The sequence below is a fragment of the Globicatella sanguinis NBRC 15551 genome, from assembly GCF_001552295.1.
Taxonomy (GTDB): domain Bacteria; phylum Bacillota; class Bacilli; order Lactobacillales; family Aerococcaceae; genus Globicatella; species Globicatella sanguinis.
This window is the reverse complement of record NZ_BCQX01000004.1, coordinates 15,016-39,002: the sequence shown is the minus strand read 5'-3', so window position 1 is coordinate 39,002 and position 23,987 is coordinate 15,016. Positions and strand designations below refer to the sequence as shown.

General features: G+C 37.4%; 19 protein-coding genes. All 19 read right to left on the bottom strand.

The annotated features are described in order from the left end of the window. Positions 1 to 44: 44 nt before the first annotated feature. Positions 45 to 1,316: a toxic anion resistance protein gene (locus tag GSA01S_RS00650; protein ID WP_083513124.1), complete on the bottom strand. Its 1,272-nt coding sequence runs from the start codon at positions 1,314 to 1,316 to the stop codon at positions 45 to 47. Positions 1,317 to 1,319: 3 nt separating this feature from the next. Then, a complete protein-coding gene (locus GSA01S_RS00645; RefSeq protein WP_066123690.1) occupies positions 1,320 to 2,366 on the bottom strand; it encodes a 5-bromo-4-chloroindolyl phosphate hydrolysis family protein in 1,047 nt (348 codons plus the stop codon). A gap of 70 nt (positions 2,367 to 2,436) precedes the next feature. Beyond that, on the bottom strand, positions 2,437 to 3,708 hold the full coding sequence (locus GSA01S_RS00640; protein WP_066123686.1) for a competence/damage-inducible protein A: 1,272 nt from the start codon (positions 3,706 to 3,708) through the stop codon (positions 2,437 to 2,439). Positions 3,709 to 3,970: 262 nt separating this feature from the next. Further along, the gene (locus GSA01S_RS00635; RefSeq protein ID WP_066123681.1) at positions 3,971 to 4,171 is read right to left on the bottom strand and encodes a cold-shock protein; all 201 of its coding nucleotides are present in this window, start codon (positions 4,169 to 4,171) and stop codon (positions 3,971 to 3,973) included. 450 nt (positions 4,172 to 4,621) lie between these two features. After that, complete coding sequence (locus GSA01S_RS00630; protein WP_431606500.1) at positions 4,622 to 4,879, bottom strand: JAB domain-containing protein; 258 nt, start codon at positions 4,877 to 4,879, stop codon at positions 4,622 to 4,624. A 538-nt stretch (positions 4,880 to 5,417) separates the two neighbouring features. Continuing rightward, positions 5,418 to 5,939 carry a RadC family protein gene (gene radC, locus GSA01S_RS00625; RefSeq protein WP_066123675.1) on the bottom strand — a complete coding sequence of 174 codons (522 nt, stop codon included), beginning with the start codon at positions 5,937 to 5,939 and terminating at the stop codon, positions 5,418 to 5,420. Between the two features lie 63 nt (positions 5,940 to 6,002). Next, complete coding sequence (locus tag GSA01S_RS00620; RefSeq protein ID WP_066123673.1) at positions 6,003 to 7,313, bottom strand: bifunctional folylpolyglutamate synthase/dihydrofolate synthase; 1,311 nt, start codon at positions 7,311 to 7,313, stop codon at positions 6,003 to 6,005. 711 nt (positions 7,314 to 8,024) lie between these two features. Further along, positions 8,025 to 10,751 (bottom strand): cation-translocating P-type ATPase, encoded by a 2,727-nt coding sequence (locus tag GSA01S_RS00615; protein WP_066123670.1) that lies wholly within the window; start codon positions 10,749 to 10,751, stop codon positions 8,025 to 8,027. Between the two features lie 560 nt (positions 10,752 to 11,311). Then, entirely contained in the window at positions 11,312 to 12,079 is a 768-nt protein-coding gene (locus tag GSA01S_RS00610; RefSeq protein ID WP_066123667.1) for a LamB/YcsF family protein, read from the bottom strand. A 13-nt stretch (positions 12,080 to 12,092) separates the two neighbouring features. Next, positions 12,093 to 13,439 (bottom strand): acetyl-CoA carboxylase biotin carboxylase subunit, encoded by a 1,347-nt coding sequence (accC, locus tag GSA01S_RS00605; RefSeq protein WP_066123664.1) that lies wholly within the window; start codon positions 13,437 to 13,439, stop codon positions 12,093 to 12,095. A gap of 27 nt (positions 13,440 to 13,466) precedes the next feature. Continuing rightward, positions 13,467 to 13,895 (bottom strand): acetyl-CoA carboxylase biotin carboxyl carrier protein, encoded by a 429-nt coding sequence (accB, locus tag GSA01S_RS00600; RefSeq protein ID WP_066123662.1) that lies wholly within the window; start codon positions 13,893 to 13,895, stop codon positions 13,467 to 13,469. 13 nt (positions 13,896 to 13,908) lie between these two features. Next, on the bottom strand, positions 13,909 to 14,913 hold the full coding sequence (locus GSA01S_RS00595; protein WP_066123659.1) for a 5-oxoprolinase subunit C family protein: 1,005 nt from the start codon (positions 14,911 to 14,913) through the stop codon (positions 13,909 to 13,911). Positions 14,914 to 14,915: 2 nt separating this feature from the next. Next, positions 14,916 to 15,641: a 5-oxoprolinase subunit PxpB gene (gene pxpB / locus GSA01S_RS00590; protein WP_066123656.1), complete on the bottom strand. Its 726-nt coding sequence runs from the start codon at positions 15,639 to 15,641 to the stop codon at positions 14,916 to 14,918. A 484-nt stretch (positions 15,642 to 16,125) separates the two neighbouring features. Then, on the bottom strand, positions 16,126 to 17,325 hold the full coding sequence (locus tag GSA01S_RS00585; RefSeq protein WP_066123653.1) for an NRAMP family divalent metal transporter: 1,200 nt from the start codon (positions 17,323 to 17,325) through the stop codon (positions 16,126 to 16,128). A 207-nt stretch (positions 17,326 to 17,532) separates the two neighbouring features. Beyond that, positions 17,533 to 18,966, bottom strand: a complete 1,434-nt coding sequence (gatB, locus tag GSA01S_RS00580) for an Asp-tRNA(Asn)/Glu-tRNA(Gln) amidotransferase subunit GatB (protein ID WP_066123650.1) — start codon at positions 18,964 to 18,966, stop codon at positions 17,533 to 17,535. Positions 18,967 to 18,978: 12 nt separating this feature from the next. After that, positions 18,979 to 20,436 (bottom strand): Asp-tRNA(Asn)/Glu-tRNA(Gln) amidotransferase subunit GatA, encoded by a 1,458-nt coding sequence (gene gatA, locus GSA01S_RS00575; protein WP_066123648.1) that lies wholly within the window; start codon positions 20,434 to 20,436, stop codon positions 18,979 to 18,981. A gap of 1 nt (position 20,437) precedes the next feature. Next, complete coding sequence (gene gatC / locus GSA01S_RS00570; protein ID WP_066123646.1) at positions 20,438 to 20,734, bottom strand: Asp-tRNA(Asn)/Glu-tRNA(Gln) amidotransferase subunit GatC; 297 nt, start codon at positions 20,732 to 20,734, stop codon at positions 20,438 to 20,440. Between the two features lie 15 nt (positions 20,735 to 20,749). Continuing rightward, positions 20,750 to 21,961 (bottom strand): CamS family sex pheromone protein, encoded by a 1,212-nt coding sequence (locus GSA01S_RS00565; RefSeq protein WP_066123643.1) that lies wholly within the window; start codon positions 21,959 to 21,961, stop codon positions 20,750 to 20,752. 18 nt (positions 21,962 to 21,979) lie between these two features. Beyond that, positions 21,980 to 23,986 (bottom strand): NAD-dependent DNA ligase LigA, encoded by a 2,007-nt coding sequence (ligA, locus tag GSA01S_RS00560; protein ID WP_083513123.1) that lies wholly within the window; start codon positions 23,984 to 23,986, stop codon positions 21,980 to 21,982. Position 23,987 lies beyond the last annotated feature (1 nt).

The window sequence follows — 23,987 nt, the reverse complement described above, 5'->3', positions numbered from 1 at the left end:
AAAAAAAAACGGAAAGAAATGTTGATTTCTTTCCGTTTTTTATATTAAAATTGATAATTATCATCCTGAGTGCGATTGGCTTCTTGTTGCTTTTGTTCGGCCGTTATTTGCAATAATTTATCTCTTAAATCAAGCTCCATTGCTTGTAACTCTTGTTCAGCTAAAGCACGTTGGCGACGCCCTTCTGATTGAATTTGCAAGGTTTCTTCTAAAGTTTCAATTAAGTTAGCTTGCGTTTTTTGTAGGGTCTCAATATCAATCACACCACGTTCAGATTCTCGCGCGGTATCGATAGCACTTTGTTTCAACATATCAGAGTTCTTTAATAATAAATCATTCGTTGTTTCCGAAACTTGACGTTGAGAAACTGCAGCATTTTGTTGTCTTAATAAGGCTAAAGCAATGGTTATTTGGTTTTCCCATAATGGAATCGCCGTATGCACAGATACTTGGATTTTTTCAGCTAATGCTTGGTTCGTATTTTGAATCATACGAATTTGGGGTGCTTGTTGAATCGTCATTTGGCGAGTTAATCGTAAATCATGCGTTCGCTTATCCAAACGATCTAAAAATTGATTTAAATCATTGACGACTTGAACATCCATTTGACTATTACTTTTTTTAGCCTTTTCAATCGCTTCAGGTATAATTTTTTCTTGTAATTCTTGCATTTTAACTTCGCCGGCAGCGATATAAATATTGAGTGCTTCAAAGTAATCTTTATTCTTCTCGTATAATTGTTCTAACATTAAGTTATCGTTTAACAACTCGTTTTTCTCACGTTCTAAACGGATGGCTACTTTATCAATTTGGCTACCGATTTTTTGGTATTGTATTTGTGTTTCGGAAATTGAAGCTTTCACCTTTCCAAATAATCGTTTAAAAAGATTAGGTTCAGCGGTTAAATCTTTTGGATTAGATTTTTGTAATTGAGTCATCAATTCGGTTAATGAATCACCAATTTCTCCAGTATCTTTTAATTGAACACGATTTAACATTGAATGTGAGAACTCACTTAATTTCTTTTGGGCATTGGAACCATAAGCAATGACAGCATTCATGTTGGTTTCGTCAATTTGACTAGCTAAATCTTTCGCTTGCTTTTGACGATGTTCAGGTAAACGGTCAATCAGTTTACTATTCGTTATTTGACGCTTCGATAACATTTGAGCATCTAATAAATCTTTTTGAACACTTGTTAATTCATCATGGGTTGTTTTTTCATCAAAAGGATTACTAATTAATTCCTCAACTTCTGATGATGTCGCTTCGCCAATTAATTCATCAAATAAGCTTTCAGTATCTTTTTCAGCCATATATTATTCCTCCTCAAAGTTAAATGGGTCGCTCACTAACTCATCAATCGTATCTTGTTCAGTTGTGTCATCTATTTCCTTATTAAGCGCACGATTCGCTAATTTTATTTCATCTTGTAAATCATTATATAATGATTGATGGAAATGGACATAGCTCTCTGTAATGGATTCACAAATATTGTCAATTGTCAGAGCACTTTTTTCTAAGATTAAATAGGTTTGTTTATTTTTAGCAACGTGACCAGATATCTCGGTATATTTAGCGGTTAAGTCTTCTAATGATGGTAATAATTTATTTAAGAAGATACCTGCTTGAGCTACCCGTTCAGGTTCATTAACAATATCTTTGAAAAATTGTTTTGAAACGGCTACTACATTGTGACGATTTTCAATAACTCTTAATTTAGCCACTTTATTCATTTCCACTTCAATATTTTCAATCCGCTCTTTGGCTTCGGCCATTTGTTGACGGAAAAAGATGATTTCTTGTTCAGATAAACCATGTTCACGATAATGATTTAATTTATCTTGAGTCGGTTTAAATTTATAGTTTTTAGGTGCACGATTACGCATAGTGACCATATCCATTAACAACGCCATTCCAAAGAAAGGAATAGTACAAGCTACCACCAAAGAACAAATAATAACGGTCGTGCCAATCATACCGTCTATCGGGTGGACCGCATAGGTATCAACTCCAGCATAGTAACTGGTCAATACAACGAGTCCCATGCCAATATAATAAATCACTCTTAACCAGTTTTGGTGGAAGCGGCGATCTAATAAATCAAACAACCAGGAAATGAGTGCATGTCCCGCAAAAATACCGGTTGATATGGCTACGATATTGGTTTCAGGTACATCTGAATAACGACCGGAAATAATCGCAGACAATAAATTCGCAAACAGAACAATAATCAAGGCACCACTTGAAATTTGAGTTACTTTTTTATATTTAAATGTTGCTTGCTTTGTAAAGATACTTGCTAGTAAGGCGAAGTAAATTAATACTAATAATACATAAGGTAAATAATGAAATATCATATGCATTTTAAAGACCTCCTTTATTCTATATTATTATTATACAGGTTAAAGGTGATTCTTTAATCGGCCTCTAGACCTATTTATCTTTGACGCGATTGATCATTAATCTTAATTGATTCAAGGCGTTTTTGGCCGCACGGTCCCTAATAAGCGCCCGGTCGCCAAAGAAGTGATATTCTTTTACTTCAATTTGCCCCTTATAATAAGTTCCGACATACACTAGGCCAACTGGTTTACCACTTTCATCACTTTCAGGCCCAGCTAAACCCGTTGTCGCGATTGCGACATCAGCATTGAGTCTTTTTGCGACCCCTATGACCATCTCTCTTGCGACTTCTCTACTCACAGCACCAAATTGGTTAAGCGTTGATTCTTTCACGCCAACGGTGCTTATTTTTGATTCATTGGAATAACATACAATCCCTTCTTTAAACACTTGTGAAACACCACTTTGTTCAATTAGTAATGACGCTACATCCCCACCTGTTAGTGACTCGGCTACACTAATCGTTAATTGATTGTCAATCAGTGTTCGAGCTAGTACACGATGCATTTCGGTTTGTGTTTCAGAAACTTCCGACGTACCGACTAAATAGATATACTCACCTACCCGTTCTTTAATCGGTTGGAGTGCCGTTTCTATCAAAGATAAGCACTCTGTTTCATTTTCACCTGATGCGGTCACTCTTAATAATACTTCTGCTGTTTTAGCATATAAAGCCATCGTTGGATTCGTTTGTTGATCTAAAATATCTTTAATTTTTGTTTCTAATAATGATTCACCAATTCCAAAAAAGCGAACATAACGCGATGCAAAAACTTGATGACTTTTTGATTTCAAATAAGGTTCTACTTGTTCGTGATACATCCGTTTCATTTCTCGAGGAGGCCCCGGCATTAAAACAATTCGCCGTTCGTCTTTATCTAATATTAATCCTGGCGCAGTACCAATCGGATTGTGTAAAATAATAGCGCCTTGTGGCACCATCGCTTGTTTGCGATTATTGTCAGCCAATTGATAATAAGGATTTTTTCCCATTAAATAATCAACAATCTCTTGCCAGACCGATTCTTGAAATTCAAGGGGCATTCCCATAAATTCGGCAGCAACATCCCGGGTTAAGTCATCATCAGTAGGTCCTAACCCTCCCGTAATAATAACAGTGTCAGCTGCTTCAAAGGCTAATTCTAAGGCTCTTTTTAATCGTTCAGGATTATCTCCTACTGTTGTTTGTTTATAAATATTCACACCAATATTGGCTAATTCATTCGCTAAATAAGCCGCATTGGTATTAATAATATCGCCTAATAATAATTCTGTTCCACATGATATTAATTCTACTTTCATTTCGACACCTCATCTCCTCTATAGTATATCAATTTTTTACAGTTCCTTACAAAGTAAATTCATTCGGTAATGGTTAAATCGAAGCTTTCAGCCCTTTCAATGTACTGAGTCACCTAGAGGTTAGCAATTGCTTTTTTTACTTGCTTTATGTTATCATTACGAAACATTCAATGCACTAAGGCATCTAGTGGCTGGCAATTATCTTAATAACACAAAAACGGTTAGAACCGAAGTCCTAACCGCATCATTGATTTAATTAAAATTAAGCTTTCTGTACGTTAGCTGCTTGAGGTCCACGAGCGCCTTCTTCAACGTCGAAAGTAACTGATTGACCTTCTTCTAAAGTTTTAAACCCTTCACCTTGGATAGCTGAGAAATGAACAAATACATCATCAGCAGATTCACGTTCGATAAATCCAAAACCTTTTTCTGAATTAAACCATTTAACTGTTCCTTGTTCCATTAATAATGAACTCCTTTGTGCCTATGCACGTAAATATTTATTTCTGTGAATGGTAAAACTAAATATAAATCAACTTTCCCTTATGGTAAAACAAATTATAATTCAAACTTTCCCTTAACAAAAACATAAGTTTATTGTAACACGTTTTCATTTTGTTAACAAGCAATATGGCTTAACTTTAAGAATCCTCTCACAATAATGATGCAAAGTCGATACCAATTCAATGAAAATAAATGCCATCGTAGACGCGTTGAAAAAAAGGCTCAAGTGATTCAATCATTTTTTAAATTTAACTTATCTATTTTCAACTTGGCCAATGTTATAAAACATCTAGTTTCATCTTTAACTGGTTATCTTTTTAACTGCAGGCCTTATCGTTTTTTAGTTGTTCTATCGTTAACATTTAGACTCGTATAGCCAATTCAAATTTCTTAAAATTACGTAATTAACCTAATCAAAAATATTGGTAACTTCTCTTAAACTTAAATAATTATCTTGTCCAATAATAATATGATCCAATAATTCAATTCCCATTAAATTACCACACTCAATCATTCGTTTGGTAAAAATTAAATCTGCTTGCGATGGTTCTGGGTCGCCGGATGGATGGTTATGTCCAATAATAATTCGCGCAGTTGGATATTTTACGGCTTCTTTAAATAATTGTGATAGGTAAATTTTTGAAGTTATCACCAATTTTTCCCCCACACCACACGGTACGTGCAGCTTTCACCGCATACCGCGTTCCATCAATTGTGCTTTATATCATACTCTTTTACACAATTGACTGAAGGCTATTCCTCCCTGTTGATTAGACAGATCAAAGGTCATGCCTTCGCTCTCACAGAAGTAAATGACTGTCACCAATCAACTAGTTCAACGAACGTAAATTCTACCTAGCTTCTGCTTTCAATGTTGACTTATTTCTATCATTTAGGTTAACTTAGATGGCTACTTTCAATAAATAAGTTGGCTATTTCCTGTAAAAATAGAAGGTCTTTCATAGCGAGACTTCTTACTCAACCTCTACTTACTTATTGGTCCACATAACTTCGTTCTCCTCATCTTATTAACCGACTTCCGGCATATCAAATCACTGCTAAATTTTTCTGCCGACTTTACCGCGCTTCATACCATTTATTATTTACGTAACAAATCGCATGGCGGAGCTTAAAGAAAGTATTTCCGGACGTTACCCCTTCATTCTACTTTTCGAAATAAGCCTTCTCTTATAAAAATTAGAGCCCTAGCTTTTCACTAAGGAACATTTCGCACTCTCACGCGGGTGCGCTACTGAACTGTTAACCGTCCCTTTAAAAATATCTTTCCGTCGTATAATCTCATTTTTCGTATTCAAAAAGAGTGCTGTTAAATGTTCTTGATGAAATTGTCTCATCTCGCGCAAAAGCCATTCTCCCACATCCTTGGTCGAGGTAATCTTACCATATTTTGGAATCGTACTAGTCGCAATTCTTAATCCAATCTCCATACTGGCTTTTATCTCAATGGCTTTTATTGGCCCAATGCCCGGAACACTTTGTAATTCCTCTAAGCTTGCTTGATTTAATCCATATAAAGTTTCAAATTCTTGAATTAAACGTAAAGCCAATTCAATCACATTTTCTTGTCTGGTACCGGTCCGTAATAAGATTGCCAGCAATTCATGATCAGCCAGTGCCTTTTCACCAAAATATAACAAGCGTTCTCGTGGTCTACTTTGTTTGGGGACTTCCTCTATAAATAGATTACGATTTTTACTCACTTCCATATAAAAACTCCTTTCAGTGATAGATACACCAAAAGGAGTTAAAATACTTTAATTCAATCTTTTTTATACGTCATTCAGTAACAGCTCTTTATTTAAGTAATGAGCCCGTACTTGTGCGATAAAGTATAATGAACCTGTCACCACTAATATATCTTGGTCACCAGGCGTTAGTTCATGTTCCCAATCAATACTAAAACGTGTCGGTATGTTATTTTCAGGATGTTGTTTCACCAACAATTCAAAATCATCCACTAACATAGAATTTGGATGTTCAAACTCCGTAAAGACGATTTCTGCTAAAGGCATTTTCAATAATAAATTAACGTGCTCTAATTGATTTTTTGTCATGAGACCTGAGTATATTAACTTAATCTTTTTATCTGCTAAATAGGTCTGCATCGTATCTGCCAAAGCATTCAAACCGGCTTCATTATGAGCACCATCAATGTAAATTAATGGCTGATTACTTAGTTTTTCCATCCGACCAATCCACTTGGTTTCAAATAAGGCTTGATGTTCGAGCTGAGTATCAATAACATGACCATATTTTCTCATCCAATGTTGGAAAAACATTAATGATAAGGAAGCATTATGAATTTGATGTTTTCCAATCATATTAATACAATAAATATCATGGTTATTGAATTGGAATATACTGCCCTGGGTTAATGATTGGCTTTGAATTTCATAAGTTGCATCTTGGCCCAATCGATAAAGTGTTGCCCCTTCGATGGCACAAATTCGTTCGATTTCTGCTTCCGCTTCAGCAGGTAATTCGCCAATAAAGACATCCGCATCACCATGAATAATACCAGCTTTTTGTTGTGCAATTTCACGATAAGTATGACCTAATCGTTCCACATGATCTTTGCCAATCGTGGTAATCAAAATATCTTTGGAGTCAATCACATTGGTACAGTCGTTTAAACCGCCTAAGCCTACTTCAATTAAACAAATATCCGGTTGAACTTCATTAAAATATAAAAACATCATCACTGTATAAAGTTCAAAAAATACCAAGTGACTATAAGGAGTCGTGGCCATATACTCATTAAGTTCGACCATTTTATTTACTAAACGAACAACAGTTTCATCGTCAATTGCTTGTCCATTCAAACTGATACGTTCATTAAATTTCATGATATGTGGTGAGGTAAATCCTCCCACAGAAAATCCGTGCTTCATAAATAAATTTCGTAAATAAGCAGTTACGGATCCTTTACCGTTTGTTCCACCTATATGAATGGTATTTAAACCTTTTTGAGGATTACCAACATAGTCTAATGCGGCCAGAATTTTATCCAGTCCTACACGATGTACTTCAGTTTGCTGGTCATCCATCCACTGTATTGCTTCTTCAATTGTTCTTATCAAAGCGTCACCTCTAATCAAATTAATAAAGGAATTGTATCTAATAGGTTCTAATCATCTTATTTGCTATCTTTACGTTTCCATCGCCTATTATACGACATTTCAACAAAAAAAGCGTGGGTTATTGAAAAAATATTTTTCACTTTAAATATTAAACTTAGTTTATGATTGAGTAAGCTTCAATTGTCGATTATCTTACAAATAAACACACACCTAAATAGTATAAAATGATGCTGTTTTCTTAATTGACCGCACAGATTCATAATAACTAGCGAGCGGTTCTAAGCTGTTTTAAGCGGTTTTCTCCATTTCAACAAGCCACTTTATAATCCAATACGCTTAATTAATACCATTCAATCATTATGGGTGTGAACAGACGAAGCAGGAGTAGGTATCCAACAAGTCTTTAAAACGCCGTTTAAGGCCATTCAAACACTGCTCTATTAATGTTCGAGCAAAAACTGAATAGAATTTAAAAGTTTTTTCCCAGCCACTACTTCTTGCCCAGCCCCAAACAACAAAATTTAGTTTTTTCAAACCTCACCCACCATCAATAGCCTATTGCTAGTGGGGTCAAACCATTTGACCTCTAGTAATTTCACACCATTTGACAAAATGCCTATAAAAATACAAGGCCGAACAGATATAATCTCTGCCCAGCCTTGATTTTAATCACTCTTAGTCGAGTTTGTTTATTCAAATTGTCTTACAAAATTATTTAACAGCTTTAAAGTCTGCTCCTGATTTTTCATACTTAGCAGCTACACCTGTTGCTCGTAAAATAAACTTGATGATTTCAACGAAGACAACGATACTTAGACCCGCTAAAATAACTAATAACCATTGAATACCAGTTAAATCATGAACGCCAAATAATGATTGTAAACCTGGAATTAACACAACCATTAATAATAAAACACCAGAACCAACAAATGCCATATTTAAGTATTTGTTGTTAAATGGATTGGTACTAAATAATGATTGGAATACTGATTTCACATTATAAGAATGGAATAATTGTATCATACCTAATGTTAGGAATGCGACTGTTTCAGCTAAAACATGACGTTCATCCCCTACTAATTGAGTTGGGAATGGTCCATAAGCAGCTAACCAATACATGAATAAGGTAATACCACCCTCTAAAATACCTTGGTAAATAATACTTGGTAAAACACCAAATGATAAGAAACTATCTTTTGATGTACGAGGAGCATGTTTCATTGAACCTTTTTCAGCGCCTTCTAAACCTAAGGCAATCGCTGGAAAGACGTCTGTTACTAAGTTAATCCATAAAATATGAACGGGTTCTAAAATTGTCCAACCTAACATAGTTGCAAAGAATAAAGTAAATACTTCACCTAAGTTAGCAGATAATAAGAATTGAACAGCTTTTTGAATATTCGCAAATACTTTACGTCCTTCTTCTACTGCAACTACGATTGTTTCAAAGTTATCATCCGCTAAGACCATATCTGAAGCACCTTTTGATACTTCTGTACCGGTAATTCCCATACCAACACCGATATCTGCTTGTTTTAATGATGGCGCGTCATTAACACCGTCACCCGTCATTGAAACAACCACATCATTAGCTTGCCATGCTTTGATGATACGTACCTTATGTTCTGGAGAAACACGCGCATAAACAGAGTAATTTGCTACGGTACGTGCTAATTCTTCATCAGAGATTTCATCTAATTGCGCACCAGTTAAAACATGTGTTTCATTATTGGTGTCATTGGCATCTAAGATACCTAAACGTTCTGCAATCGCTTGCGCTGTTACAGCGTGGTCACCGGTAATCATAACGGTACGGATACCCGCTTCTTTAGCCACAGCAATTGCATCGCCTGCTTCTTTACGCTCAGGGTCAATCATTCCTACTAAACCAGCAAAGATTAAATTTGTTTCAATTGTTTCTGATTTAACATCAGCAGGAATTTCATCAATAATTTTGTAAGCACCCGCTAAGACACGTAAAGCATCTTTCGCTAAGTTTGTATTATATTCTAAAATTTCATCTACTTGTTTGTCAGCTAAAGTAGTAACTTCACCATTGTTGTCAACTTGTGTACAACGTTTAATTAATTGGTCCGGTGCCCCTTTAACAGCAACGAAATAACGTCCGTCTTCTAATTGATGAATTGTTGACATTAATTTACGAGTAGAATCAAATGGTACTTCATCGACACGTGGATATTTTGCCAATTCGCCTTTTAAGTCAAATTTTTTGTCTAAAGCATATTTAATCATTGCCGTTTCAGTAGGATCTCCTAATAATTGGCCTTGATCATCAATTTCCGTGTCATTGGCAAATCCGATTGATTTTAATAATGGTGTATTTAAGTCAATCGCTTCACTTGCATCATGCAATTCACCATTATAGTAAACTTTTTCAATCGTCATTTTATTAACAGTAAGGGTACCTGTTTTATCCGAACAGATTACTTGAGTACTTCCTAAGGTTTCAACCGCTGGCAAAGTACGAACTAAAGCATTACGATCAGCCATCGTACGCGTACCTAATGATAAGATAATGGTTGAAATAGCAGGTAAACCTTCTGGAATAGCAGCAACCGCTAATGAAATAGCCACTAATAACATATCCAATGGTAAACGTCCACGTAAAATACCCACTAAGAAAGTAACCGCGGCAATTGCTAAGATTAACACTGTTAAGGTCTTACCTAATTTTTCTTGATCACGTTGTAATGGTGTTAATTGTTTTTCAGTACCTGATAACATGGTCGCAATATGCCCAACTTCAGTTTGCATACCAGTGCCGGTTACGACCCCAACACCACGACCATAAGTAACGTTAGTACTTGAGAACCCCATATTACTACGATCACCAATACCAACCTCATCGTCAGCATCTAAGGTGGCTGCTGCTTTTTCACTTGGAACAGATTCTCCAGTTAAAGCTGCCTCTTCAATTTGTAATGAACTCGCTTCAATTAAACGAACATCGGCAGGAACTACGTCTCCAGCTTCTAGGATAATAATATCTCCGGGTACTAATTCAGTACTTTTAACATTTTTAATGGTACCGTCACGACGGACTTTAGCACTCGGTGAGGCCATTTTACGTAAAGCATCAATCGCTTCTTCGGCTTTTGCTTCTTGGAAAACACCCATTACCGCATTTAAAACCACTACCAATAAGATTATAATGGCGTCAGTTAAACCTTCCATCCCTTCAGCAACAACCGATACTGCCGCTGCCACTAATAAGACGATAATCATAAAGTCTTTAAATTGCTCAATGAATTTTTGTAGCAACGTTGTCTTTTCTTCTGTCTCTAATTCATTGAAACCATGCTCTTCTTGGCGTCTTTTTACCTCAGCTTCGCTTAAACCTTGCGAAACATTCGATTCCAACATTGAGACTACTGAGTCACTAGACTCAAGATATGGGACAAAATCTTTCTTTGTCATGTTTCTCCTCCTAAATTTTAATTTTCATATTCTCATTAGAAGTTCTTTTTAAAAAAAATGAGACTTCTACGCCAATTCACCTAATAGCAATTGAACGCACAAGTCTCACTTTTTAAGTACAGTACCAGCAGATATATCTACTTGACGATGTTGATACTGACAAGGTATTCAAACCTTAAGTTACTCCCTTATGGATATGAAATTATATTATTATTATACCAAATCAACTTCAAATTGCAATTGAAACCTTATTATTTTTATTAATAATTTTCTCGCTTTGATACACTATAACTTAATTGCTTCAATTAAATATCAAAAAATTAAATTGTCAAAAAAGTTCTTTCATCTTAACTTAGTAAGACTTTTCAATGAAAAAAGCGACTGCAAGTCATGAAAACTGTCTACCTTAAGGCACTAAATAGTCAGCTCTATATCGACGCCAGTCGCCCTTACTGAACGATTGACAGCACCAGATAGAACGCTTAATGTTTCTGTCCGGTCAATCTAACCTAAATGAAAACTCAAAAGCAAATTGTGCTAGTTAAATCAAATTGTATTGCTTAAATCAAATCTTGCAACGAAACAATTTGAATACCTTCGGCAATTAATCGTTGATGGATTTGTTTAGCAAACGTTACTGCATTGGGACCATCCCCATGTATACAAATCGAATCAGCTTCAATCGGAATAAAATTACCATTAATACTGGTAACTGTACCTTCTTTAATCATTTGGATAACCCGATTAATTGCATCATCGGGGTCTTCAATCATGGCGCCTGGTAATTTTCGATTCACTAATAAACCTTCATCCGTATAAGCACGATCAGCAAACACTTCCGAAGCAACTTTTAATCCACAAGCCTTTGCGGCTTTTAACATCTCACTACCAGATAATCCTAAGAAAACTAAATTAGCATCAAAACTGGCGACTGCCTCCGCTATGGCCATGGCTAATGATGCATCCTGAGCGGCCATATTATATAAAGCACCATGGGGCTTCACATGATGTAATTTCTTCCCTTTCGCTTTAGCAAAGGCACTTAAAGCACCTAATTGATATAAAACATCATTTCTAGCTTCAGTAGGCGTTATGGTCATGGGGCGTCGGCCAAATCCCATTAAATCGTTTAAACCAGGATGAGCACCAATCGCTACCTCCTCTTTTACCAATAAGTCGACTGTTTTTGCCATGACATTGGGATCAGCGGCATGGAAGCCACAAGCCACATTCGCTGATGAAATGTACTGTGCCAATGCTTGATCAGCGCCAATTTGATAAGCACCAAAACTTTCGCCCATATCAGCATTTAAATCTACTTTTAGCATGTCTCTCCTCCTTCTAATCAAGATGTAACATACGATTCACAAAACCAGTATCCACATTACCTTCAACAAATAATGGATGACGCAATAATTGGTACTGAAAATCTAAATTCGTCTCGACACCTAAAATAACCGTTTCGTCCAGTGCCGCGCGCATCTTCATAATGGCTGCCTCACGGGTTGGTGCATGAACTAAAATTTTGGCAATCATCGAATCATAGTCTGGCGGTATGACATAACCACTGTATAAAGCAGTATCGACTCGCACCCCATTGCCTGCGGGTAAATGTAAATGGGTGACTTTACCTGGATTGGGCATAAAATTCTTTTCAGGTATTTCGGCATTAATACGACATTCAATCGCATGACCAAGTAATTGTACTTCTTCTTGTTTAAAACTTAATTTTTCACCATTGGCGACTCTTATTTGTTCAATAATTAAATCAGTGCCAGTCACCATTTCAGTCACACCATGTTCTACTTGTATACGAGTATTCATTTCCATAAAGTAAAAGTTACCTTCATTATCTAAAATAAACTCTACCGTTCCTGCGTTGACGTAACCAACAGTGGTGGCTGCTAATACAGCTGCTTCATTCATTGCTTGACGGCTTGTATCATCAATTGCGGGTGAGGGTGCTTCTTCGATTAACTTTTGGTGGTTACGTTGGGTAGAACAATCACGCTCACCTAAAGTGACCACATTGCCATGCATGTCGGCAATGATTTGAATTTCAACGTGTTTGGGATTAACGATAAATCGTTCTAAATACATCGCATCACTACTGAAGGAATTAACGGATTCCAGCTGTGCCATATTAAACAAACGTTTAAATTCACTTGGCTCATGGGCTACGCGCATCCCTTTCCCGCCACCACCGGCAGCTGCTTTAATCATAACCGGATAACCGATAATATCAGCTGCTTTTATCGCATCATCCACATCATGAACAGTACCTTCTGTACCGGGAACAATTGGGACTCCAGCAATCTTCATCGTTTGACGGGCATGGGATTTATCTCCCATCTTTTCCATCACATCCCCTTCAGGACCAATGAAAATGACTCCATGCTCTTGACAAAGTCTGGCAAAATTAGGATTTTCTGATAAAAAACCAAACCCAGGGTGAATGGCATCGGCTCCGATATTAATCGCGGCCGTTAAAATACTTTCTTGATTCAAATAACTATTACGTGCGGGACCTTCTCCTATACAGATACGTTGATCAGCCAGTTTAACATGAAGACTATCTTTATCTTCAACAGAATAGATAGCAACACTACGGATTCCCATATTACGACAGGCACGAATGATTCGTACAGCTATTTCACCACGATTTGCTACTAATAATTTTTTAATCATTGTACGACTCCTTCCGTTCCACTGTGATTATATTTTTTTCACGCGGAATAATGGTTGCCCGTATTCGACTTTTTGTTCATTACTTACTAATACGGCATCAATAACACAATCATAGTTGCATTGAATTTCATTCATTAATTTCATCGCTTCGACAATACAGACGGTTTCACCTTTTTTAACAGTATCTCCTACTGACACATAGGCTGGTACATCCGGACCTGAAGCTGAATAAAAAGTCCCGACAATGGGAGAGGTGATATACAAGTCTTGATCTGACTCCTCATTATCAGTATCCTTTTCAGATTTTTCTATTTGAGTGCTAATAGCAGCTGTGGGTTGTCCCATTTCACCTTTGCGACTCATTTTAATTTTAGTGTCACCATCCTCTATCATAAATTCTAATAAAGATGATTCCTCTACAATTTGTACCAATGCTTTAATTTTTTCTAAATCCATTGATTGTTTCCTCCTATTCAAATAACGTCGTCAACCGTTTAGCCACTAAACGCACATCTAACACCTCTTGACAAGGTTGATGGATAGTATGGCGCATTTGACTAAATTCCCGTTGTTCTGCCAATAATAATTGTTGCGCTTTTTCGACTGAAATCGCCTCAAAACGAATTTTATGGTCTGTTTTACGTTGGACTAGTTTCGGGATATCCACCGAAGCAACTGTCGCAATCTTTGCATAGCCTCCGGTAGTTTGACGATCCGCTAACAATATAATGGGTTTGCCATGAGCGGGCACTTGGATAGAACCAAAGGCGGTACCGTCTGAAATGATATCAGCTTTCCCCTTATGGGCAATATAAGGACCATCTAATCGACAACCCATACGGTCAAAATCACTGGTCACCGTATATTCTTCATTCAAAAAGGTCCTTAATCCATCCGGGGTAAACATATCACTTTGAGGCCCCATCACTACCCGAATGATAGCTTCTTCTTGATCAAATTCATCAATATCTAAAGTCCGTGATAGGAAATAAGGTAGATAGCGTCGTTTTATCCGAAAGCCAATAAAATCATTTTCTTTTAGACGTCGTCCTTTGAAGCCTCCAATCCCGCTTTTAGTATTGGTTGAGCGACTGCCCATCACGACGGGAATGCTTAAATAACTAGAAAAAGCGATATAACCTCTCGTTCCTGTACGGGCTCCTCCAAATGATAAAACATCTCCTTTATAAACATAAATGGCGGTATACATCGGTACTGACTCATCATTAATCTTCGGCTGAAAATCGCCACCGGTAATCGCGATAATGGTTTCGGCTGTAAATTCAAGGGTTGGTCCCGTTAATGCAAATTCTAAAACAGCCTCATTTTCAGGATTATCAATTAATAAATTGGCAATTTTGAAAGAACGAACATCCATGACGCCCGCCACTCCGAATCCTTGACTTTGATAGCCCATTCGGCCAATATCTTGAACCGTCGTATAAATTCCGGCTTTTAATACTCTAATCCCCATGCTTACCCCTCCTCTACGACATTCACTTGATAGTCACCAGCTGCTACTGCGGCTTCAATTTCTTGATAAGTCGCTTGGTCAATTGGTACAAAACGTATATAATCTCCTGCTTCAAACAAAATTGGTTCTTCACGCTCTGGATCATATGTTTTGATTGGCGTACGTCCTAACAATTGCCAACCACCTGGCGATTCTAGGGGATAAATCCCTGTTTGTGAGCCACCAATCCCCACACTCCCTGCTGGGATTGCTTTTCGTGGATTATTTAAACGCGGGGTATGAATCCGCTCATCTAATCCCCCTAGATAGCTAAAGCCTGGTAAGAAACCTAACATATAGATTAAATAGTCGGTTCCAGAATGAATTTGAATTAATTCCTCCTTGGTCAATTGTGCGTTTTTCGCAATAAACTCAATATCAGGCCCATACTCACCACCATAACAAACTGGAATTTCAAAGATGCGTTTTTTTAGTTGGTGATTACTGATTTCAATGGTTAATAAATCTTGAGTTATCTTTTTTAAACGTTGAAAAGTAATAATACGCGGATCATAATTGATTAATAAGCTAGAAAAAGCTGGTATAAAATCAATGACCCCTTCAATTTTTTGATCTTTAAACAATGATACCAAACCGGTAATCTTTTGATTAATTTTCGGATCAATTACAGCTCCCCATTCGACTAACATCGAAGCGTCACCATGTGGTACAATTTTTACTTCGCTCATTTTTTCACCTCATCTGCCATTGCTTTGACTGTTACATTGATAACAACCTCTCATTAAATCTTCATATTTTAATATTATCATAGATGGGAGTGGACCAGAAGTAGCAAATCAAATGATTTCCGCTTCGTCGACCTATCCCCGCACAGTTGGGAGTAGACCAGAAGAAAAAACGATTGATTTTTGTTTCGTCTGCCGCTCCGCAAAATGGAGTAGGATTCAAACAAGTCATTATGACAACGTTTATAACCACTCAACCACTGTACTATAAATTAACGAGCATTAATTTGACTGAATTTTTCAAGATTATTCTCAGCTACCTTAAGGCGCAGGTTGAGGCCACTCAACCACTGCGCTTTTAATTAGCGAACAATCTCTAGATTAATTTTATCAAGTTTATGCCTATCCTCATTAAGAATATTTAAAGTTACTATCCTCAAAACAAATAAAGGAGTAAGCCTCGGCTCAATACTCCTTTATACTACTTTTAGCCAAATAATTGGCCCAAATTGCCTAACGATAGAATGCCCATGTAAGCAGTTAAAATAACCACTATAATCCCTAGTATCCATAAAGCTTTAGGGTGCTTGTAGTTGGGACCCATAATATCTGGATTATTGGCCGCTAATAAACTGATACCTAAGGTAACGGGTAAAATTAATCCATTAAATGAACCGGCGATCACTAATAAGGTCGCAGGATTACCTAAAAAGGCCATTACCAAAGTCGATACTGCAATAAAACCAATAATAACTTGTTTTTCATATTTAGCTACCGATTTACTTAATGTTTTCAAGAAAGAAACAGAGGTATAAGCCGCACCCACAATCGAAGAAACTGCTGCTGATAATAAGACTAAACCAAAGAAACGATAGCCAATTTCGCCGGCTCCTTGTTTAAAGGCATCGGCTGCTGGGTTGTTAGGATCAAGTGAAACACCTTTACTAATCACACCAAAGATAGCTAAGAATAAAAATACACGCACAATCGAAGCAATTGAAATCCCCATAACAGAACTTTGCTTAATATGTGGCAAGTTTTCTTCAGAGGTAATGCCGGCATCAATTAAACGGTGAGCGCCAGCAAAAGTAATATAACCGCCAACTGTTCCTCCTAATAAAGTTAAAATCGCTGTAAATAATGAATCACTCGTTGCTGTAGGAAATAGCGATTCTTTTAATGCTGTCCCAATCGGTGGTTGCACAATGAGAATGACAAGGAAAATAACGACAATCATAATCGCTCCCAATACTTTAGTAAAAGTATCCATCGCTTTCATGGCATCTTTAAGTAAAAAAACCATGATCGCGATGGCGCCAGCTAAAAAGTAACCAAACTGAGTTGGAATCCCTAATAAAGTATTAAATCCTAATGCTCCACCACCTACATTACCAATATTAAAGACAAATCCACCTAATACGACCAGAGCCGCGACAAAATATCCTAGACCTGGTAATACTTTATTCGCGACATCTTGACCACGTAGTCCAGTGACACATAAAACACGCCACACGTTTAATTGCACTATAGCTGCTAAAATAATGGTAATAATAATAACAAAACCAAAGCTACCGTGCAGGTCATTGGTAAATTTAGCTGTTTGCGTTAGGAAACCGGGTCCAATTGCTGAAGTCGCCATAATAAAGGCTGCTCCAATTAAAGCACTTGTTTTCTTCTTCGTATCCATTTGAAATATTCCTTTCTAATATAAAATGATTTAAACTTATTATAATCAAATTTTAATTTATTAGCAAATTCATTTTAACAATTCATGTTACATTATCTAACATCTGCAATCATATAGCCTGTTTTCAGCTATTTCAGCCAACAAGTATTCAAGTATATTAAAAAAAGATGAGAAAAGTTCTCATCTTTTAGTGCTTTAAGGCATCTTTTATTTTAACTTATTCAAAGTCTCCATCAATAATTTATTAACCACTTGCGGATTCGCTTGACCGCGAGTTTGTTTCATCACTTGTCCTACAAAGAATCCAACCGCACGGTCTTTACCATTACGGAAGTCTTCTAATGAAGCTTCATTTTTAGCAATGACTTCATCAATAATTGGTTGTAATTTAGCTGGATCACTCAATTGAACCATCCCACGCGCTTCAACGATTTGCGTCGCATCGCCACCTTCTTCAGCTAAAATCTTGAATAATTGTTTGGCGATTTTTGAAGAAATGGTGCCATCTTCAATCAATTGAATCATTTGTGCTAAATTCTTCGGTGTTAACTTGATTTCTTCTAAGCTAGTTTTCTCACTGTTTAAGTAAGCTGACACATCACCCATTAACCAGTTAGATGCTAATTTGGCATCAGCACCATTCGCCACTGTTTGATCAAAGAAATCAGACATTGTTTTCGTTAAAGTCAAGACCATGGCATCGTATTCAGGTAAGCCATATTCTTTCGTATAACGTTGACGACGAACGTCTGGCATTTCAGGAATCGTAGCTTTCACCGCTTCAATCCATTCTTCATCGATGGTGACCGGTGGTAGATCGGGTTCTGGGAAGTAACGGTAATCAGCCGCTCCTTCTTTAGTACGCATTAAGATGGTCTTACCAGTAGCTTCATCATAACGACGGGTTTCTTGTTGAATTTTACCACCAGCTAATAAGATTTGTGCTTGACGTTTTTCTTCAAATTCTAACCCTTTACGAACAAAGTTAAAACTGTTTAAATTTTTCAACTCTGTTTTAGTCCCAAATGCTTCTTGACCGAAAGGGCGAATAGAAATATTACCATCACAACGTAATGATCCTTCTTCCATCTTCACATCCGAAACTTCAGTATACATAATTTTTTCACGTAACGCTTCTAAGAAAGCATACGCCTCTTGAGGAGAACGAATATCCGCTTCGGTTACAATCTCAATTAAAGGTGTTCCTTGACGGTTATAATCCACATAAGAATAGCCATCAGTGCCATGAGTATTTTTACCCGCATCTTCTTCTAAATGGACCCGTTCAATGCGAATACGACGAGGATGACCTTCTACTTCGATGTCGATATAACCATTTTGTCCAATTGGATAATCTGCTTGTGATATTTGATAAGCAGTTGGATTATCTGGATAAAAATAATTTTTACGGTCAAAACGCATTTCACGAGTAATCTCACAGTTTAATGCCAATGAAGCACGCATGCCAAATTCAATGGCACGTTTATTCATGACTGGTAATGCCCCTGGATAACCCCAGTCTTTTTCATTCGTATTCGTATTCGGTTCGGCACCAAAATGAGCAGGTGACGTACTGAAAATTTTAGAATCAGTTTTTAATTCAACGTGGACTTCTAGTCCAATAACAGTTTCAAAATTCATTTGTCTTACCTCCTATAATGTTGGTGCTTTTTGAACAAAGTCATGATTTTGTTCAAAATTATAAGCGACTTGATATAAGGTTGCTTCTGCTAAAGGTTTAGCCATCATTTGTAAGCCGATAGGCAAGCCTTCGTGGTCGAAGCCGGCCGGTACTGAAATCCCCGGTAAACCTGCGATATTCGCCGTAACAGTTAATAAATCTTCCACATACATTGCGATTGGATCTTTAACCCGGCCACCAATTTCAAAGGCTGTACTGGTTGTAGTAGGTCCCATGATAATGTCATATTCTTCAAAGACTTTATTTAATTCATCTTTAATCATAGTACGCACTTGCGCCGCTTTTTTAAAGAATTTATCAAATTGTCCTGAACTTAATGAATAAGTTCCTAACATAATACGACGTTTCACTTCTTCACCAAAACCTTCAGAACGTGACTTAACATAAACCTCTTCTAAAGTATGAGCGGATTCAGAACGGTAACCATAACGGACGCCGTCAAAACGTTGTAAGTTAGAAGAAGCTTCTGCTGATGAAATAATGTAGTAAACGTTAATACCATATTTAATCAATGGTAGCGATACTTCTTCAACAATCGCTCCTTGACTAGTAAAGTAATCAGCAGCTGCTTGCATTGCTTGACGAATATCTTCAGCAATAACCTCGTCCTTATACTCTTTAGGAAAAGCGATTTTCATCCCAGTTAAAGGTTGTCCGATTTTAGCACCATAATTCATTGGTAGATTAGGTAAGCTAGTAGAATCATGACGATCATGGCCAGCAATTACCTCTAAAATCAAGGCATTATCTTCAACCGTTAAGGTCATCGGTCCAATTTGGTCCAATGAAGAACCAAAGGCAATTAAACCATAACGTGATACAGTACCATAAGTAGGTTTTAACCCAACTAAACCATTAAAGGCTGCTGGTTGACGAATAGAACCACCGGTATCCGTACCTAATGACGCTGGGACTTGACGACTCGCTACCACCGCAGCCGAACCACCTGATGACCCACCCGGTACTCGGTCCAAATTCCAAGGATTGCGTGTTGTTTTAAAAGCTGAACGCTCCGTACTTGCACCCATCGCAAATTCATCTAAATTCACTTTCCCTACAATAATCGCACCTGCATTTTTTAATTTTTCAACAGCTGTCGCATCATAAGTAGGATTGAACTCTTCTAGCATTTTACTGGCTGCCGTGGTCGTTAAATCTTTGGTGACGATATTGTCTTTGATGGCAATCGGAATACCATTTAAAACCGGTGCATCCTCACCATAGCCACGCTCATCAGCGGCTTTCGCATCTGCTAAGGCTGCTTCTTTATTTAAAGCTAAAAAACTTTCAACTTTTGCATCAATGGCTTCAATTTGGTTAAATGTATGTTCCACTAACTCTACCGCTGTAAAATCGCCCGCTTTTAGGCCAGCTTTCATTTCTTTAATTGTTGTTGGAAATACCGTCATTTTATGCCTCCTCACTTTCAATAATAGCAGGTACTTTGACAAATCCATCTTGACTTGTTTTAGTATTTTTCAAGAAGGCTTCACGCTCAGTACCACGAATGACTTCATCTTCACGGAACACATTGATTAAGTCATTGCCATGATAAGTTGGTTTGACACCTGTTGTATCAACCTCTTCTAAATGTTCAACTAATTCTACGATACTATTAAATTCTTTCGCAAAAGTATCTAAACTTGCATCATCAAAAGCGAGTTTCGATAAATTTGCTACACGGATGATTTCTTCACGTTCTGTCATATTAATTCCCCTTTTCTATTGCTCGTAAATATGCGCCGTAAATTGAGTGTTTTCACCAGTACGCGCAATGATCGCTTCTGGACCATGAGCGGACACGATGCTAATTTCTACAGGTATGTTTTCTGGCAAGTTCTTTGTCGCCACATCTGTCACATGTTGTGTTAGAGCGGTGATTTCAGATTGTTGATAGAATTGTGAGACAATTTCAATAGTTAAAGATGCTAAGCCGTTATCAATATATAAAGCTTCGCCTGTCACCCCATTTAAATGTGGAAAGAAGTTGCGCACTTCATCACTAAAATTATCAAAGAATGCATATTGTTCGCTATAATCGCCCGAAGATACTATCGGTAAAGCAACACGATATTCATTTTGTTCAGTCCAATCAGAAATATAATTACCTTCTCGTGAAATACCGTTCATCATATAAGCCCCACCGGCAATTTCATTATTCGCTGTTTGTCTAAATAAGCCAACAACAATCGGCACATTACGTAAGGCTTCGGTATTACGTAAACGTCCTACGATAATATTAGCATATTGACGACCCCGTTCACGCATTTCACCTAAAGAAATTTCCTGTTCATAAGAAACACCTTCATCATCGGTATATTGATACACACTATTCATCGCTAAACCAATCACCACGCCCGCTAATTGATAGCCTTCATCGGTTTCAACCATAATGTTTTTTTCCATTACTTGCGTTAAGTAAATCGGTGTTGAAGTCGAATCAACGATTACTTGATTTTCTTCAGCAGCCATCGTGGTCTCCTCACCTTCGGCCATGGTCGTCTCGGTATCTGGTGCTGTTTCTTCTTCATTGGCCGCCAAGGCTGGGTTGAGCCCTTCCGGATTATCACTCGACTCACGGGCTAGCCAATTCGTCATAGTATCCTCGTCAATAATTTGTCCTTCTTGTAAGAAATATTGATCAGTTGGGAAAATCCCTTTACTAATACGTAAGAGCCCTTCTTCAAAAGCGATTGTATTTCCAGCAGAACTTAAATTAGTATTACTACTGGAAGCAACCCCCATTTCATAGCGACCATCGGTAATAACCGCACGGTAATAATCCATTGAAAGTTGATTAGCAGTCGTTTGAACTGCTACTTGATCGGGTGCTATCGTCTCTTCAACAACTTCCTTATCTAATTCGCTTAAACACCCTGATAGTAAGCCAACAATTGATAATAATGTCGTGACTTTCATTATGCTTTTTTTCATTCAGTTCATTCACATCCTTTATATTCGTTCCAATAACTGAGCCTCATTATAGATTGTGATGCCTAAATCTTGGGCTTTCGTTAATTTACTTCCGGCCGCTTCACCAGCAACGACAATATCGGTTTTCTTTGAAACACTACTCGTTACTTTAGCGCCTAATGATTCTAATTTCGCTTGTAATTCTTTGCGGTCGTAATCAGCAAAACTACCGGTAATGACCACCGTTTTGCCAGTCCATTCCGTCGATAAATTTGCTATATCCTCTATTTTAACACCTTGATACGACATTTGCACTCCCGCATCTTGTAATCTTTGAATTAATTGATGCGAACCCTCTTCAGCAAAAAAGTTCACTAAAGATTGACTAATCATGATTCCTAGTCCTTCAATACTGCTAAATTCTTCTAATGTTGCGGTCATAATTCGTTCTATTGTACCAAATTTTTGAGCCACTAATTGGGCTGCTTTGGCACCGACATGACGAATCCCCAAACCGAATAGTAAACGCTCAAGCGATTGTTGTTTACTCTCTTCGATGGCTTGTAAGATTTTATTAGCTGAACGATCTTTAATTTTATCAAGTGTTAATAATTCTTCATAAGTCAAATAATATAAATCAGCCGCATCTTTTACTAATTCTTTATTCAATAATTGTTCAATGACTTTTTCACCTAAACCGACAATATTCATCGCATTTCTTGACACAAAATGACTTAACTGAGCTAATTGTTGGGCTGGACATAAAGGATTTTGACAACGCAATGCCACTTCATCATCAATTCTAATTAACTCACTTTGACAAGCAGGACATTGATTCGGAATGGTTAAAGGTTGTGAATTAGCTGGACGTTGGTCCATTAATACTTCTAAAATTTCCGGGATAATGTCACCCGCCTTATGCAGATGAACAGTATCTGCTATACGGACATCTAAATCAGCAATAATATCGATATTATGTAAGGTGGCTCTTTGGACGACTGAACCCGCTAAATTAACCGGGTCCATCACGGCCGTTGGAGTGACCACTCCTGTTCGCCCTACTGTCCATTCGACGTCCCTAACGACAGTAGTCGCTACTTCAGCCGGAAACTTATAAGCAATTGCCCAACGTGGTGCCTTAACAGTAAAACCTAATGCTTCTCTTAATTGGAAGTTATTAACCTTGATGACCACGCCATCAATATCATAAGGTAAATCGTGTCGTTTATTGCCTACTTCATGAATAAAGTCCATTACTTCATCTTTGGTTTGACATAAGCGACGTAAAGGATTCGTTCTTAACCCCACCTCACTAAATTGATTAAATAATTCTTCTTGCGACATAGGATTAAAACTTTCCGTTAATATCGAATCATAAATAAAAGCATTTAATTGTCTTTGTTTCGCCATTTTAGGGTCAATTTGTCTTAGGGCTCCAGCAGCTGCATTACGCGGATTAGCCAATGGTACTTCCCCTTTTTCATCGCGCTCGGCATTTAAAGCCGCAAAGACCGCTTTAGGCATATACGCTTCACCACGAACTTCCGTTGAAATAGGACGACGTAGTTGTAAAGGGATCGAATTGATGGTGCGGATATTATGCGTAATATCTTCGCCAATCGTCCCATCGCCACGCGTGGCCCCTCTGACTAATTTACCTGCTTCATAGGTTAAAGCAATTGCGAGACCATCGATTTTACATTCACACATAAAACTCACCGGACCGCTGGCAGCATTTGTTACTCTTTCAATAAAGGCTGCCACTTCATTTTCATTAAAAGCATTGCCTAAACTATACATTGATTGAGCATGACTCACTTTTTTAAAACCTTCTAACAGTTGTCCTCCCACCCGTTGAGTAGGCGATTCCGGACGAATCCACTCAGGGTGGAGGGTTTCAATGTGGACTAATTCACGATATAGCACATCATATTCATGGTCTGAAGCTATCGGTTTATCTAACACATAATAATGATAAGCATAATCATTTAGTAACTCAATCAACTGTTCTAATCGTTCAATTGAATTTGATTGCATATTCTTCATC

Bases quoted from the DNA above. Each gene is read 5' to 3' on its own strand.
- pxpB (WP_066123656.1), bottom strand. From the start codon at position 15,641: ATGAGCGAAGTAAAAATTGTACCACATGGTGACGCTTCGATGTTAGTC.
- GSA01S_RS00615 (WP_066123670.1), bottom strand. From the start codon at position 10,751: ATGACAAAGAAAGATTTTGTCCCATATCTTGAGTCTAGTGACTCAGTA.
- GSA01S_RS00585 (WP_066123653.1), bottom strand. From the start codon at position 17,325: ATGGATACGAAGAAGAAAACAAGTGCTTTAATTGGAGCAGCCTTTATT.
- ligA (WP_083513123.1), bottom strand. From the start codon at position 23,986: ATGAAGAATATGCAATCAAATTCAATTGAACGATTAGAACAGTTGATT.
- radC (WP_066123675.1), bottom strand. From the start codon at position 5,939: ATGGAAGTGAGTAAAAATCGTAATCTATTTATAGAGGAAGTCCCCAAA.
- GSA01S_RS00650 (WP_083513124.1), bottom strand. From the start codon at position 1,316: ATGGCTGAAAAAGATACTGAAAGCTTATTTGATGAATTAATTGGCGAA.
- GSA01S_RS00565 (WP_066123643.1), bottom strand. From the start codon at position 21,961: ATGAAAAAAAGCATAATGAAAGTCACGACATTATTATCAATTGTTGGC.
- GSA01S_RS00640 (WP_066123686.1), bottom strand. From the start codon at position 3,708: ATGAAAGTAGAATTAATATCATGTGGAACAGAATTATTATTAGGCGAT.
- GSA01S_RS00645 (WP_066123690.1), bottom strand. From the start codon at position 2,366: ATGCATATGATATTTCATTATTTACCTTATGTATTATTAGTATTAATT.
- accC (WP_066123664.1), bottom strand. From the start codon at position 13,439: ATGATTAAAAAATTATTAGTAGCAAATCGTGGTGAAATAGCTGTACGA.
- accB (WP_066123662.1), bottom strand. From the start codon at position 13,895: ATGGATTTAGAAAAAATTAAAGCATTGGTACAAATTGTAGAGGAATCA.
- GSA01S_RS00595 (WP_066123659.1), bottom strand. From the start codon at position 14,913: ATGGGGATTAGAGTATTAAAAGCCGGAATTTATACGACGGTTCAAGAT.
- gatB (WP_066123650.1), bottom strand. From the start codon at position 18,966: ATGAATTTTGAAACTGTTATTGGACTAGAAGTCCACGTTGAATTAAAA.
- gatC (WP_066123646.1), bottom strand. From the start codon at position 20,734: ATGACAGAACGTGAAGAAATCATCCGTGTAGCAAATTTATCGAAACTC.
- GSA01S_RS00635 (WP_066123681.1), bottom strand. From the start codon at position 4,171: ATGGAACAAGGAACAGTTAAATGGTTTAATTCAGAAAAAGGTTTTGGA.
- GSA01S_RS00610 (WP_066123667.1), bottom strand. From the start codon at position 12,079: ATGCTAAAAGTAGATTTAAATGCTGATATGGGCGAAAGTTTTGGTGCT.
- gatA (WP_066123648.1), bottom strand. From the start codon at position 20,436: ATGACGGTATTTCCAACAACAATTAAAGAAATGAAAGCTGGCCTAAAA.